This window comes from Bacillus sp. GMa5/1 (genome assembly GCF_050172015.1).
GTDB lineage: Bacteria > Bacillota > Bacilli > Bacillales > Bacillaceae_G > Bacillus_A > Bacillus_A cereus.
On the sequence record NZ_JBNLYC010000023.1, the window covers coordinates 1 to 13,370 of the forward strand.

Sequence of the window (13,370 nt, forward strand, 5' to 3'; positions counted from 1 at the left end):
AATTCTTTTTTATCTGATTCCCTTGGACTTTTACACTCTGTTCTATTTTACATCTATTATATTAGAAAATTGAAGTTTCATTTTATTATAAAAAGCATCGGTACATATGACAGCACTATTTTGCTGGTCAATACCAACAACAGTCATATAGATAGAGAGTAAATAACCGTCTTCGTAGTATGTAATTAGTATTTCTTCTTCAGATAATAAGGAACATAACAACATGTTCTCAATCAGTTCTTTTTCTTCAACAGTTAAGATCGGCCACGTTACCCTATACACTTCTTAATTATTTCAATTGGATCCAAAATTACGAATGAAAAAAGAGAGTCATAGCTCTCATGGTTAATACGGTAAAACATGCATAAGAGTACTTCATGCAGAAAGATGCACTATTGCATATCTTTATCCGTAAGTGTGAGAAACCATTGATATAAAGCTATTTTCAAACTTTCTCAACATTTTTCTGATAACCACACGACTGAATTTTGGCAAAAATATGATATTATGAAAATAATAAAATAAACGGACGTAAAAAAGACCCACGGTGCAAGTAGTGCTGGTAACACTCTTACACTGCCCCTACTACCCTAGGGAACATTGTCGCGGATCTTATACATATAATTATAACACACCATAGATTGAGGGTGGCACGTTTTCCTTTATGGGGTTTACGTGTCTTTTGTTCCGGCAAGGAGGAGCAAAATGAAATATTGGTTATTTAAAGTTGTTGATCAAATTGATTTTCAAAAAAAGAGCCAAGAGAGTATTTCAAAAGAACTTGGAATAAGTGGCCCTGCGTTTTCAAAGAATTTATCAGGGAAAAGTGAATTGAATTTTTTAAATGTAGTAAAGTTAGTTGAATTATTATATGAAGATCCGCTTGAAAAGAATTATATGATCCATGAATTTTGTAAAAAAACTAAAAGTAAAAAGAATTTAAGAATAGCTATGGAGTATGGAAATGCTTTAGGGGATTTGGAACTCCTTAGAATCGCGATTCAAAGAGGCTTTGAATCTAATAACTCTAAAACTTACGAATGGGCATATATATATGAACTCGTTTGGTTAAGAGCTAAGAAATTTTTTACAGCTGAAAAACTTTTAACGGAGACTGAGAATAGGAAAAAGAGTAAAGTTCTTAAAAATGAAGAAACTAAAATAATGTTTGATATTTTAACATTATATTCTATGTATGATTGTAGGGATTTTAAACTTTTAGATGGGTATATACAAACATTGCAGGAAAAAATATCTGAACTTTCTAGCCAATTTATAAAAGATATATACAGTAGCCGTGTAAAGGAATGGTATGCGTATGCATTGCTAATGGACGAGCAAATAGAAAAATCAAGAGAACTATGCCATAGTATATTGAATGTTAATGATGAATTAGGTTATTTAAGGTTATTAAAAATTTCTGCATTAGGATATTTAGGTGAATCATACGTTGAAAATTATGAACAATCTTTATGGTATTTAAATAAAGGGATTGAGATGCTAGACCAACTATCTTATGAGAAAGCAGAAAACCGAAAAAAAGAGTTTTTAAATATGAGGTCTTACATTAGAATAATCCATCAAAAGGATATGTATGATTTACAAATTTTTGATGTGGGCGAGAAAGCGCTTCTATATATAGTAACAGGAGAAAAAGAAAAAGCTGCCACTATATTAAGAAAGTACGAAAAAGAGAATGGTAGTCTGTCTCCAATGAAATTATGTTATTTAGGAATGGCATTGGAAGATAGAAAATTACTAGAAAAATCAATTGAGTTATTCTACTCGCAAGGGTGTAAATTTTATAGTTATTTACCTCGAAAAATATTGGTAGATATTAATAAAAATAGTATAATATACAAGGGTGATGCTAAATGAAAAAAGTACTAGCTTTAGTAACAACTTTGGCTTTAGTCGGAGTATTATATGTATCTCCTGTTAAAGGTCAAAAGGAGCAGCCTAAACAAGTAGCAAAGGATGCTCAAACTCAAATTATGCTTAGAATGGACCCAGGGACAGGAATGGGATAATTTTCTGGTTAAGGGTCCGATATAAATAGATTGAATGCGATTGTCTCTTAATGGGGCAATCGCATTCGCTGTTTATAGGGGGATTAACTAAATTTCAAAATTAAATATTAGTTATACATTGTGATAAATTCACAAAATACTATAAAAATATCGGAGGATGTTGGTGATGGAACAAAATACAATCGAAAAAGAGTTAATTGAAGTTGAAAGCAATCTACAAGGAATCTTTAATGCGGCTCATAATGGGGATGCTGAGTCTTATGAAATTCTTTTGAAAATAAAAGAGGCGATCGGTAGCATTTAACGCTATCAATCGCCTGATATTTTAACTAGTTGTTTTATCATTTCAATAAGTTCTTTTTGTTTATCAGGATTCTTAGATCGAATATCTATCATTACTTGTTCTAAGTCATCCTTAGCTGTTAATTCAGGATTCTTCTCATCGGATTCACCTAATACATAAGAAACGGATACATTTGCGAGTTTAGCTATATCTAAAGAAGTTTTTCTCGATGGACATTTATCTATTTCTTCGTTCTCCCACATAGATACAGCAGATTTACTTTTTAGTCCTAGTGCGTTAATGAATTCAGATTGGCTCATTTTGAGTATTTCCGTTCTGATTTCTTTAACCCTTTTACTAATCAATTGATGATTCATCAGTTTTCTCTCCTTTATAGAAGTCCCGTCTACTATTATCTTTTACTTTTTTTCATTAACTATAGTCAATATATATAAAATTTAACAGGAAAGTTCACTCAAAGACAACCTTTTTAAGTTTATAGAAAAAAATAAATTTTACTGTTCACAAAAAGTGAACGTTGTGTTATTATCAAATTAACGAAAAGAACAAAGGTGATAAACATGAAACTAAATATCGAAAAGGCCAAATCGTTACGCAAGAAACGTGGTTATAGTCAGGCTTATGTAGGTGATTATCTTGGTTACTCAACAAAATCCGCTTATTCACAACTTGAATCTGGCAAGAGACAGCCAAGTATATACAGATTGGGTTTGTTGTCTAAATTGTATGATGTTACAGTTGATGAATTAGTAGAAAGTTAACGAAAAGTTAACTATTATTTTTAACTAAACGTTCACTTTTTGTGAACTAAGAGGAGGAAAGAAAATGAAGCAGTTACAGGTTTTCAATCATCAAGAATTTGGAGCGTTAGAGGTTATACACCTTAATCGTAAGGAAATGTTTAATCTTGAAAATGTAGCGTGGTCACTTGGATATACGAAAGTGGCAAAAGGGAAAACTTATCTTCGAAAAGATCGTATCGAGAAAGTCATCCAAAAAGCTGATATATCAGTAATTGTCCACGATGGACAACCATACATTACCGAAGATGGATTGTATGAGCTGATTTTCGAATCAGAAACTCAGAAAGCAAAAGAATTTCGAAAATGGGTTACAAGCGAAGTACTTCCTTCTATTAGAAAACACGGAGCATACATGACAGATCAAGTCCTGGAACAAGCAGTAACAAATCCAGACTTCGTAATTGGTCTTCTCACTAAATTAAAAGAAGAAAAAGAAAGGCTTGCAGCAGCACAACAACAAATTGTTCAGCAACAACCATTAGTAGTCTTCGCTGAAGCGTGTATGCAGTCAGAGCAAACACTGAAAGTAAGTGAAGTTGCAAAGTTAGCAACAAAACAAGGAGTAAAAATTGGCCAACGCCAGTTATTCGCAAAGCTTCGAGAATGGGAGTTAATGTTCAAAAGATCCACTGAACCAACTCAGCTAGCAGTTGAAAAAGGATACTTTGAAATCGCACAAGGTGTTAAACAGAAACCGAATGGTGAAGCATTCACATGGACAACAACATACGTAACACCAAAAGGACAAGCCTACATCATAGACCGACTAAAGAAAGAGCAAGAGCAGGAGGCAGTTTAAATGGCGGAAGAAAGCACATTATCACATCTAATGATTCTGATTCTATTCATTTTACTTGCCGGATTCATTCGTTTAATGGATTGGATAGATAGACGGTATATAAGGGATGAAAATTGATGGATAAACAGCAGAAGGATAAGGAAGACAAAGTAAACATCATCAAAATGATACGTGATTTACGAAATAGAGGGATACATAACAGCGCAGATAAGGTTGAGGAAACATACAAGAGGTATATCACTCTAGCTAAATGATAAAAGCCCTGCAAGGGGATGCAGGGCAAGACTAAGGGTATTGAAGAATTGTCGATTCTAAAAGTAAAGGACTTCTTGGAATGTAATAAGTTTAACACATAGTTCATTAAATTTTTATATAAAGATTTTACAGATTTATGAACACAATAAAATTTGATAAAAGGAGTGATTCATGTGGAAGAAAACAAGAATCAAGACCCTGCGGTAACAGAGGCTCAGCTTTTTAAAAATGAAATAGAATCTATTAACTACTTTTCGATGTCGGCAAAGAAAAGATTAACTACTTCTGAATTACACCCAAAGACTGAAACTGCTCTACAAGAGCTTGATTGTTTGCTTCAATCATCTTTGCAACAGCTACAATCAACGCTTCCTGAGACATGATTTCTAATTGTTTATCTTTAGGTAAATTATCTAAAATGGCTTGAAGTTCTGCGGGGAAATTACCAGTTGATAAATCAGTTGCAAGTTTCGAACGAGCTGTAGAGTACTCCAATAACCCTAAAGCTGTTAGCTCATTAGTTTTAATACCAACGAATTGCATAAAAACACCTCCTTCCGTCTGATTAATTCGACAAAAAGGAGGAAAATCCTACAAAGATAAGACGCGCATTAACTTGTCGTAATATTCAGTAATTCAATGATGTTCCCCATCTAGTAAAAGGATTCCTGGATATTTTGATGCGTGAAAGCATCAAAAAAGCCCGTACAGAAGCACAGGCCAGTTGTTACACATATCGGTAACTAAATTTTAACAAACTTTCAGAAAGTTAGCTATTGAAAAATAAAAAACGCTCGATGGCAACGAGCGATGTAGAGAAAACATTCCCTAAAATTAGCTACCTATATTATACCATAAGTTTTCTCTCAGTAAATAAGGAGGAATTCAAAAAAATGATTGAAAATCCAATTACTTACGGAAACCATCATGATTCATCAGCAAGAGACTTCATGGATTATTGCCAAGGGTGTGGTGGAGAAATCTTCTACGGAGAAGGGTACCTTGATTTTAGTGGTGATCCAATCCATACCGAATCCGAATGCATCAAACAGTACGTTGAAGAACATTCGATGAAGAAAGTAGCAGGTGAATAAGGTGATGCTACAAAACAAAATTGAAGCTGAAATTCAAATTATGAAGAGTCTAGTTGAACGATATAGGCAAAGCGATGAGCCTAATGCTACATCAATGGTTGTAGCTTATGAATACGGATTGCAGTCGCTTATGGAAGTGTATGAAGCTAGTAAACAAACGGAAATATCACCATTTTAAAAGAGAGGAAGATTTATATGATAACTGAAAATTACTTTTCTAAATTAGCTCAAATAGATTGCACGGAACACGTTGAAAAGAAAGGTCGCTTTAACTACTTATCATGGGCATGGGCGGTTAAAAAGCTTCGTGAAGTAGATCCAACAGCCACATGGGAAGTAAAACGATTTGATGGAGTGCCTTACCTCAAAACAGATTGTGGTTACTTTGTAGAAGTTGAAGTAACTGTACAAGGAATACCACTAAGTCAGATTCACCCGATACTTAACAATCAGAACAAGCCGATTGCGGAGCCTAACAGCTTTGACATTAACACAAGTATCCAACGTTGCCTAGTAAAAGCAATTGCACTTCACGGATTAGGATTATACATCTATGCAGGTGAAGATTTACCAGAGATTCAAGAGGAAATGATTACTGCTCAACAAGTTGGAGCAATTAAATTAAACATAAAAAAATTAGCTACCCTTCGAAAAGTGGATGAAGACACGATTAAAGGACACTTAAGTATTAAAGAAGTTGGCGAATTGACATTAAAACAAGCTGGAGAAGTACTTAAGAAATTAACAAAGTGGGTTAAACAGGCTGAAAAAGAAACTTCTGAAATTGAAGAGCAAGAACAAGTAGAAAAAATAGAACAAACAAACTAAGGAGATGCTAAGCCTATGTTAGACAAAAATCAATCTAAAGTCGTCCTTCCGAAGTGGGTGTGGAAGGGCGCACGGAATGAAAAAGAAGCAAGAGTAAAGGCGATTGAGTACATCACTCCCGATCGCTATCCAGGATACAAAGTAATTAAGGTTCAAGGCGACATAGCGGTATGCGAAAGGGCGAATGTGTGATGTTTAAGATACCTGTAAGGCGTGGATCGATGAAAGAGATGTTAATAGCAGTTCGTGATTTAGAAAAACGAGGTTATGACTATGTAACACCAATTAAGCGGGTATATAGAGCAGAAAGAACTTTCCATCACGAAGGTAAATTCAGGGGGAAAGACAAGGTTCGTTTTACTGGCATGGAAGACAATGTGAGTTATGAATGTTGGATGAAGAAGGTGAATTAAATGGCAGATGTTAAATGGATTAAGTTAACTACTAATATGTTTGAAGATGAAAAGATTCGATTAATTGAAAGTATGCCAGAAGCAGATACATTGCTAATTATTTGGATTAAATTGCTTGCTCAAGCTGGGAAAACTAATGCCAATGGTTACATTTTCTTGAATGAAAATATTCCATATACCGAAGATATGCTCGCGACAATCTTTAATAGACCAATAGCAGTTGTGCGACTTGCTCTACAAACATTTAAACAGTTTGGAATGATTGAAGTTGATAGCAATCAGTTTATTAGCGTCTCGAATTGGGGGAAACATCAGAGTTTAAATGGATTAGATAAGATTCGTGAAGATACTAAAAAACGAGTAGCAGCGTACCGTGAACGAAAAAAAAGTAGTCTTTTAAACGAAGGTAACGGATGTAACGTTACAGGTAACGAATATGGTAACGCAAATGAAACGGACAAAGAAGAAGAAAAAGAATTAGAACTAGAAAAAGATAAAGATATTAATAAATCTATTGTCGAGATAGTTACCTATCTTAACGACAGATGCTCTACATCCTATCGCTCATCTACTAAAAAAACTAAAGGCCTAATTAAAGCGAGATTTAATCAAGGTTTTAATGTAAATGATTTTAAGAAAGTAATAGAAATCAAGGCTTCTCACTGGTTAACAGATGAAGAGTATAACCAGTATTTAAGACCATCAACATTATTCGGTAATAAATTTGAAGAATACTTAAACCAACAACCTAAAAAAGGAGCGAAGAGCAATGCAGAGAGCAGCGGCAGCAATACCAAACGATATAGCCAAAAAGGTGAATATGACTATGGATTCTGATGTGTGTGATACACATGGCATGAATAAGATGAAGTTCGGTGGACAAGTTGTTTGCCCTCGATGCTTCCTTGAAAACGATAGTAAGAAGCTTCAGCAACAGGAACAAGCGAAATACGATGCGGATAAAGCGAACGAGAAGAAATTCATGTTTCACCAACAAAGCATGATAGCCGATAGCAACATTAAGAAAGCTAACTTTGATAATTACAAACCTACTAGCAAGGAAGGAGCGAAGAACCTTGGACTCGCAAAGGTCATCGCTACGGATTATCTCAATGGAAAAGTGTTTAACACGATTATGGCAGGAAATTGCGGAGCAGGGAAAACACATCTTGCTTACGCTATAGCGGATCAGCTTGCAGGAGCAGGGAAATCAGTTGTCTTCGTTACAGTAGGTGAATTGCTACGGAAAATAAAAAGTACGTTCAATAAAGATTCCTCCTTAACTGAGGACGCAATAATTCAAAGTTTAGTAAGAGCACAAGTATTAATAGTCGATGATTTAGGAGCAGAGTTAGGCGCATTAGATGCCAATACGAAAGCAACAAACTTCATTAATAGGGTACTATTCGATGTTTTCGATGGTAGGCAAGGTAAATCTACTATCTTCACGACAAACCTCACAGGAAAGCGTTTAGATGAGGCATATGACGAGCGAATCGTATCACGAATTCTTAATAATTTTAGAACAATAAAATTCGAAGAAACAAAGGATTACAGAAGAAAGACATTGCCATTTTAAAAGGGGGAATAACCGATGTGTGTATGTGAAGGAACGGGAGTAATTAGCAACGGCATGGGGAATGGCTGCTATCAATTTGCACCGTGTATTTGCGAAGCAGGGAATTGCAGTCTTGAAGAAGTGGATAGAAGACGTCATGCCGTTATGGCGGAGTTACGAGAAATTCATCAATTACAACTGGAGGGGAAATGGGATGCCACGACTTGGAACGGATTTGGAAAAGGAGAATTACACAATGGCGTTGCAGCAGGGAAAGTACATGAAGAAGTCGCGTCGTAACTTATATATTGCTCTAGAAGAGTTGGACTTAGTGTTCGATGAAAGTGAAGTGATTCAATTACGAGAAATGTGGGATGAGGATAAAGATATTCTTGAAATAGCAAAAGAGTTAGGAAGGAATCAACTAGAAATCGCCGCATTAATTATGGATCAGGCCGATAAGAACAAAATCAAATCGCGTCCAATGGGGTTAGGAGCATGAAACAACTAACACTGGAGGATGTAGTCGGAAGTTTTGATTATACCGCAACAAGTACCGTGAACAAATTCTTGAAGCGTAATAGCGTTATGACGTATTCAGTAGAGTTTTACGACAAAGACGAGAAGTGGAAGCTTCGTTGGTTTGAGGCGAAGTCCGAGAGCGAAGCTATAGAAATGGCTAAAAGAAAATACGGAAAAATACAGATTATTACCACGTATATTTCCGATAGAACCTTAGAAGAGATAATGAATTTAGATTAGGAGACATAGCGTTATGACGTATTTAAAGGGTAGAAACTCATTTGATTAAACGAGGCACCCGTAGGCGTCATAGCGTTAGTAGAAACGTTGGGATTATTGGAATCAGAAAGGAGAAATATGGGCTTCGGATTTACTGGCTATGGGCACTAAATAAAAAAATGGTCCTTACTATTACGTAAGAACCCCATAATCGCAGAAAAAGAGTCGTATGTGAAACCAAGTAGGAATCACAATAATATTTTAACATCTAAATATATAGTTGTCTATACATTAAGTTAAAAAAATGGTTATTAAAACGAAGGAGCCCTAGATTTAGGGATCTAGGGCTTCTTGTGTCGGTATAACTCACACAATGTTATGAAAAGAAAAGAACTTACTGAAGATAACATATGAATGTTTCGTAAATGTATCAAAAAAGTGAACAAAATAGTTATTTTATGATGAATAAATAAAAGAACCCGTTTGTTATAAACGGATTCTTCCCACAAGATTTGCAAGAAATTCAAGGTAACTAGACCGGAGCACTTATTGAATTTCTTGTGATAATACTGTATGTAAAGGAATCAATAAGGTTAATGAAATTTAAACAAAATCGTTATTTGAATAAAAGGAGCCCCATTTGTCTGGGGAGCCCCTAAGGGTAATCGTCAAGTAATGACGTACTCGACTAATTAACAATATCATGAATTTTTTGGTAAAAATACTGGTAAATGTACCCAAATAAGCAGGGCATCAATTTGAATAAAAAATGCTATTTTAGTAGAAAACGTTGAAAAAGGACCCGGAAAAGGGGTAGGGGTCCTTTTTAATGGAACAATAGAACTTTATGGGATTACCAATAGGTTACCATAAAAGGTAATTTATTTCCATGTTGTAGATATTGAGAAAACTTTATATAAAAATTTCATTTTGTATTAGGTTGGAATATAAAAAGAGCACTTAGTAAAGTGCTCTCGTGACGAGTCTCATTTTATAACGACTATTTTATAAAGAAAGGAACTCAGAATATTATATGTGAGTCCAGTTAATTGAATGCTTCTTACAAATAAAGAGCAGCTAGCAAAAGCTAACTGCTCGGTTCTCCAAGGGGGAACGAGGAGAAAGTAACTTAATGGGTTGTCTACAGTATTGACGGAATATTGAGTTTTATTCACGAGAGATTATATTCTGAAATTTGAATTATGATAGTCGATATTCTCCATATTGACCAGAAAAGAACTAAAAGTTCTAGTGAAATTCCAAGGATTCTTTTTTTAGTTTTTTGAGATTCTTTTATCAAATAGCCAACAGCACTAATTGCTATAAGAATGAAAAGAATAAGTTCGAGTGTAACTGGCATTCTATCTACTCCTAAAAATAAGTTTGCATATAACGATTATAAGATATTTTTAATGATTGGTAATAAAAAATTCAACAAAATAATCTTTTTAATAGAAAGTGAGGAATAACAATGGGACTAGGAAACCGTGGGATGGCATTTGAAATGCTTATCAATCTAGCGAATGAAATGTATCAAAGAGGAGGAGTGGCGCTTATTAACAAGCGTCCAACTCCTGTGAAGGTGATTAAGAGTAGAGGTAGCCAAGTAATCAATGGATTCTATGAAGCTAAAAGTACAGTTGACTATGACGGGGTGTATAAGGGACGAGCTGTAGCATTTGAAGCGAAGTCTACAGAGAAAGATACACGTTTTGATTTAAAGAACATTGCACAGCATCAATTGGATTACCTGGAGAAAGCGGAGAAGATGGGAGCGATATGCTTCTTCCTTATAGAATTCAGTAAGGATAAGTCAGTATTCGCAGTGCCACTATCAGTCATTCAATCTTATGTAAGGATATCTCATCAACCGAAGGGCAAGAAGTCTATACCAAGAGCAGACTTTGATATTTATGGGTACTTAGTAGAACAAACAGAACGAGCGCCGGTGGATTATTTACAATATGTTGATGAAGCAGTAGCACCAGCTATATTTGATGGAATGATTCAATTTGATTTGGATCATAAGAAAGTAGCAAATAACATTGAAGCAGCAAAAGAGAAAATGGCCAACAAGAAACATAGATTATTAAAGGCTTAATGAATAACGGAACAATGCAGAGTGTATAGTGGGGGCTACTCGTTATGCATGTTTCCCTTATTCAACAAAGAGATAGTAAAATTTCACGTACCTGATGTGATGTTAAAAAGATAAATTCAGAAATAGGGGGATTCCTTCATGGAGAGACAATTAACTTTATTACCAGCTATTGATAGAGAGACAGAAAAACAGGTTCAGAAAGAAGTAGTGAAAATACTAAAGGAATACCGCGCATTGAAAACGCGTTTTGAAAATGAAGTGGAGTTAAAACACGAAGGAATCAGTTTGTTCCCGGAGATTAGAGACACAAGATATATTAGCAATATCAAGTTTAAGCAGATCGATAAGGCTTTACAGTACGTTTTAGACTATGACGAGGCAGAAATCATCAAGAGGAAATACTTAAATGCAGATAAGCCAAAAGACAGCTTTATTTACACTGAATTATCGATGAAGAAAGATCACTTCTACTATAAGAAGAAAAATGCGATTCGATTGATCGCTACATCTTTAGGGATGATTTAATAATACAAAAAAAGCCAAATTAACAGTTTTTAATTAACTATCCATTTGGCTTTTTATGTTTTATTTTTTAGGCATCCATGTATGTCCGCAATTCATGCAACCATTAACAATATTTTTTCTACCAACAAATCCACTGAATAAAATTATCGGTGGTCCTAGAAGTACAATAAGAAGACCAACAATTGCAGAAAGTCCAACAACTCCATCCATAGAATTTTCAGGAACTATAACATATAAAAAATTAGAAACTATTCCAATAGTTATAAGTGTACCTAACAGAAGAAACAGAATAAAAAACGCTCTTTTGAAATTATAACCACGCTTATTACCGACTATTTGATCTGATTTGCATTTCCTACAAACCACGCGCTTTGTTACTTTTTCTTGTTGTACCGTCATGTCTAACCATCCTTGCTTTTTATAAAATTATAATAGCTTAATTATATGATATTATTACCTGAACTGGATACAAATATTATCAAAAAAAGAAAAAATATAATAAATTGGAATGTTTATGTTTTTAAAAACTTCGACAAAATGCCGATAAAAATGGGGACTAAATAGGGGGAATTTTGATAATGAAATCAACGATATTCTTAATATACAAGCTCATTCAAGAGCTTTTGGACAGTTCTTTGACAACCGCATATCGAAGAGGATTAGTACACCTATAAGTGAAACGTTCTTATGCGAGAATGTCACGGTAACGTATACCGCATAGTAGGGCGGGCAAGGCGGTACGAACCCGCGTTAAGACGAAAAGACCAATGAATGTATTACAATGACATATTCCAGTGTGGCGGGTGTGAGATAATTTGCATTCGTCATGCTGTTTCTATTGTATTTATCAATCAGCTCGGAATGCGTCCTCTGGGTTGATAATAAATATAAGTCTATTCCCTCTAATATGTTGGTTCTTGAAGATGGAATGGGGGTGGTTGCTCTTAAATGAGTAACACTTGCATTCTAAAAAGCTAAAAAGTATACGTATCTCGTACATTAGTAATTACCCATGATTCTTATTAATGACCAAAACGAGGGCAAAGAGTTCCACTCTTTGTTTGAGCCAATACAGCGGAAACATTCCCCTTCCATCCCTCTAGTGTATTGGTTCAAACAAGGCGTCGGAAGAACCATATACGCCTTGGATATAAATCCTTTATAATTCGATATTGGTCAGCTAAGGGCCGCGACACCCGATGTATTGACCAGCTCTACGGAGTATAAACGAGAAGATTCTTAGTCTTCTCTCAGCCCTTTAATATTTTTATAAGACGTAAAAGAGCCGTTACTTAATTGTAGCGGTTTCTTTTTTTTATAAGTAATTTACTAGCGTAAAATAGATAATAATTATATTATATAAATATAAAGTTGAAAGGAGGAGAAGGATATGACAGTAGCACTACGTTATGAAACTTTTATTCGTCGGGCTTTTGGTGCTCAAGACGGAGAAATGTTAGAACGATGGGGAGACCCAGCTAAAATGGCGAATACAGATTATTTTTCAGATCATCACTTTAATGAAGTGAAGGCGACGACTGGTTATGCAATGTTAACGTTTAACGCTTATATTCAGCAGAATACAGATGTTAATCCACAGGATTCGCAAAGAATGAATTCAATTGTGTCTGATGTGATTAACGCATCAGATTTAACAGCAATTGCAACACTCATTGATGAGTACGTAAATAATATTGAGAGAGTATATATACCTTTGCCAACGAATTAAGCATCCATAACGGGTGCTTTTTTCTTTGTTATATAGAAATTACACATTAAACTAGTGAGCATTCTAATAAGACGAGCATATGATGAATTCGTGGGACGAGTTATCATATGAGATGAAACTTGGAGCGCCATACTTATTTGCTGAAGGGTACCTAATGACGGGTACTCTTTTTATTTTGCACAAAATGGGC

General features: G+C 34.9%; 23 protein-coding genes. 18 read left to right on the forward strand and 5 right to left on the reverse strand.

Features of this window, described 5'->3' with window-relative positions; genetic code table 11:
- Positions 1–42: 42 nt before the first annotated feature.
- A complete protein-coding gene (locus ACQGSG_RS08400) occupies positions 43–282 on the reverse strand; it encodes a YolD-like family protein (protein WP_325842327.1) in 240 nt (79 codons plus the stop codon).
- Between the two features lie 423 nt (positions 283–705).
- On the opposite strand from ACQGSG_RS08400, the gene ACQGSG_RS08405 reads away from it, so the two are divergent.
- The 3 genes from ACQGSG_RS08405 (at position 706) to ACQGSG_RS08415 (ending at position 2,334) form a co-directional block, all read left to right on the forward strand.
- Positions 706–1,878, forward strand: coding sequence for an AimR family lysis-lysogeny pheromone receptor (locus tag ACQGSG_RS08405; protein ID WP_000878552.1), 1,173 nt, complete (start codon positions 706–708; stop codon positions 1,876–1,878).
- Positions 1,875–2,030: a hypothetical protein gene (locus tag ACQGSG_RS08410; RefSeq protein WP_000756311.1), complete on the forward strand. Its 156-nt coding sequence runs from the start codon at positions 1,875–1,877 to the stop codon at positions 2,028–2,030. Before ACQGSG_RS08405 ends, ACQGSG_RS08410 begins: the two co-directional genes overlap by 4 nt.
- 166 nt (positions 2,031–2,196) lie before the next feature.
- Positions 2,197–2,334 carry a hypothetical protein gene (locus ACQGSG_RS08415; RefSeq protein ID WP_000437474.1) on the forward strand — a complete coding sequence of 46 codons (138 nt, stop codon included), beginning with the start codon at positions 2,197–2,199 and terminating at the stop codon, positions 2,332–2,334.
- Positions 2,335–2,339: 5 nt separating this feature from the next.
- Here the strand turns inward: ACQGSG_RS08415 and ACQGSG_RS08420 are convergent, their stop codons facing one another.
- Positions 2,340–2,690, reverse strand: coding sequence for a helix-turn-helix domain-containing protein (locus ACQGSG_RS08420; RefSeq protein WP_001016404.1), 351 nt, complete (start codon positions 2,688–2,690; stop codon positions 2,340–2,342).
- Between the two features lie 204 nt (positions 2,691–2,894).
- Between ACQGSG_RS08420 and ACQGSG_RS08425 the strand changes: the two genes are divergently transcribed.
- The gene (locus ACQGSG_RS08425; protein WP_000773131.1) at positions 2,895–3,095 is read left to right on the forward strand and encodes a helix-turn-helix domain-containing protein; all 201 of its coding nucleotides are present in this window, start codon (positions 2,895–2,897) and stop codon (positions 3,093–3,095) included.
- 64 nt (positions 3,096–3,159) lie between these two features.
- Positions 3,160–3,936, forward strand: coding sequence for a phage antirepressor (locus ACQGSG_RS08430; protein WP_152122281.1), 777 nt, complete (start codon positions 3,160–3,162; stop codon positions 3,934–3,936).
- A gap of 534 nt (positions 3,937–4,470) precedes the next feature.
- Here ACQGSG_RS08430 and ACQGSG_RS08435 read toward each other — a convergent pair.
- Entirely contained in the window at positions 4,471–4,734 is a 264-nt protein-coding gene (locus tag ACQGSG_RS08435) for a hypothetical protein (RefSeq protein ID WP_325842328.1), read from the reverse strand.
- A 350-nt stretch (positions 4,735–5,084) separates the two neighbouring features.
- Between ACQGSG_RS08435 and ACQGSG_RS08440 the strand changes: the two genes are divergently transcribed.
- The 10 genes from ACQGSG_RS08440 to ACQGSG_RS08485 are packed head-to-tail and all read left to right on the forward strand — an operon-like array spanning position 5,085 to position 8,846.
- Positions 5,085–5,285: a hypothetical protein gene (locus ACQGSG_RS08440; RefSeq protein ID WP_000572098.1), complete on the forward strand. Its 201-nt coding sequence runs from the start codon at positions 5,085–5,087 to the stop codon at positions 5,283–5,285.
- A 4-nt stretch (positions 5,286–5,289) separates the two neighbouring features.
- Positions 5,290–5,463, forward strand: coding sequence for a hypothetical protein (locus tag ACQGSG_RS08445; RefSeq protein WP_325842357.1), 174 nt, complete (start codon positions 5,290–5,292; stop codon positions 5,461–5,463).
- Positions 5,464–5,480: 17 nt separating this feature from the next.
- The gene (locus ACQGSG_RS08450; protein ID WP_098829617.1) at positions 5,481–6,113 is read left to right on the forward strand and encodes a DUF1071 domain-containing protein; all 633 of its coding nucleotides are present in this window, start codon (positions 5,481–5,483) and stop codon (positions 6,111–6,113) included.
- A gap of 15 nt (positions 6,114–6,128) precedes the next feature.
- Entirely contained in the window at positions 6,129–6,305 is a 177-nt protein-coding gene (locus tag ACQGSG_RS08455; RefSeq protein WP_325842329.1) for a hypothetical protein, read from the forward strand.
- Positions 6,305–6,526, forward strand: a complete 222-nt coding sequence (locus ACQGSG_RS08460) for a hypothetical protein (RefSeq protein ID WP_325842330.1) — start codon at positions 6,305–6,307, stop codon at positions 6,524–6,526. Before ACQGSG_RS08455 ends, ACQGSG_RS08460 begins: the two co-directional genes overlap by 1 nt.
- Positions 6,527–7,363, forward strand: coding sequence for a phage replisome organizer N-terminal domain-containing protein (locus tag ACQGSG_RS08465; RefSeq protein ID WP_325842332.1), 837 nt, complete (start codon positions 6,527–6,529; stop codon positions 7,361–7,363).
- Positions 7,347–8,105, forward strand: a complete 759-nt coding sequence (locus ACQGSG_RS08470) for an ATP-binding protein (RefSeq protein ID WP_325842353.1) — start codon at positions 7,347–7,349, stop codon at positions 8,103–8,105. Before ACQGSG_RS08465 ends, ACQGSG_RS08470 begins: the two co-directional genes overlap by 17 nt.
- Before the next feature lie 15 nt (positions 8,106–8,120).
- Positions 8,121–8,384, forward strand: a complete 264-nt coding sequence (locus tag ACQGSG_RS08475; protein ID WP_325842333.1) for a hypothetical protein — start codon at positions 8,121–8,123, stop codon at positions 8,382–8,384.
- On the forward strand, positions 8,341–8,586 hold the full coding sequence (locus ACQGSG_RS08480) for a helix-turn-helix domain containing protein (RefSeq protein WP_149288029.1): 246 nt from the start codon (positions 8,341–8,343) through the stop codon (positions 8,584–8,586). Before ACQGSG_RS08475 ends, ACQGSG_RS08480 begins: the two co-directional genes overlap by 44 nt.
- A complete protein-coding gene (locus ACQGSG_RS08485) occupies positions 8,583–8,846 on the forward strand; it encodes a hypothetical protein (protein ID WP_086404367.1) in 264 nt (87 codons plus the stop codon). Before ACQGSG_RS08480 ends, ACQGSG_RS08485 begins: the two co-directional genes overlap by 4 nt.
- Before the next feature lie 1,150 nt (positions 8,847–9,996).
- Here the strand turns inward: ACQGSG_RS08485 and ACQGSG_RS08490 are convergent.
- On the reverse strand, positions 9,997–10,185 hold the full coding sequence (locus ACQGSG_RS08490) for a hypothetical protein (protein WP_325842334.1): 189 nt from the start codon (positions 10,183–10,185) through the stop codon (positions 9,997–9,999).
- Positions 10,186–10,296: 111 nt separating this feature from the next.
- Here ACQGSG_RS08490 and ACQGSG_RS08495 point away from each other — a divergent pair, with 111 nt between their 5' ends.
- Both ACQGSG_RS08495 and ACQGSG_RS08500 read left to right on the forward strand, forming a co-directional pair.
- Positions 10,297–10,926 carry a Holliday junction resolvase RecU gene (locus ACQGSG_RS08495; protein WP_325842335.1) on the forward strand — a complete coding sequence of 210 codons (630 nt, stop codon included), beginning with the start codon at positions 10,297–10,299 and terminating at the stop codon, positions 10,924–10,926.
- Between the two features lie 138 nt (positions 10,927–11,064).
- Complete coding sequence (locus ACQGSG_RS08500) at positions 11,065–11,451, forward strand: ArpU family phage packaging/lysis transcriptional regulator (protein WP_098205031.1); 387 nt, start codon at positions 11,065–11,067, stop codon at positions 11,449–11,451.
- 60 nt (positions 11,452–11,511) lie between these two features.
- On the opposite strand, the gene ACQGSG_RS08505 is transcribed toward ACQGSG_RS08500, so the two are convergent.
- On the reverse strand, positions 11,512–11,850 hold the full coding sequence (locus ACQGSG_RS08505) for a hypothetical protein (RefSeq protein WP_000218072.1): 339 nt from the start codon (positions 11,848–11,850) through the stop codon (positions 11,512–11,514).
- A gap of 991 nt (positions 11,851–12,841) precedes the next feature.
- Here ACQGSG_RS08505 and ACQGSG_RS08510 point away from each other — a divergent pair.
- Entirely contained in the window at positions 12,842–13,180 is a 339-nt protein-coding gene (locus ACQGSG_RS08510) for a hypothetical protein (RefSeq protein WP_098877390.1), read from the forward strand.
- Positions 13,181–13,370: the final 190 nt, after the last annotated feature.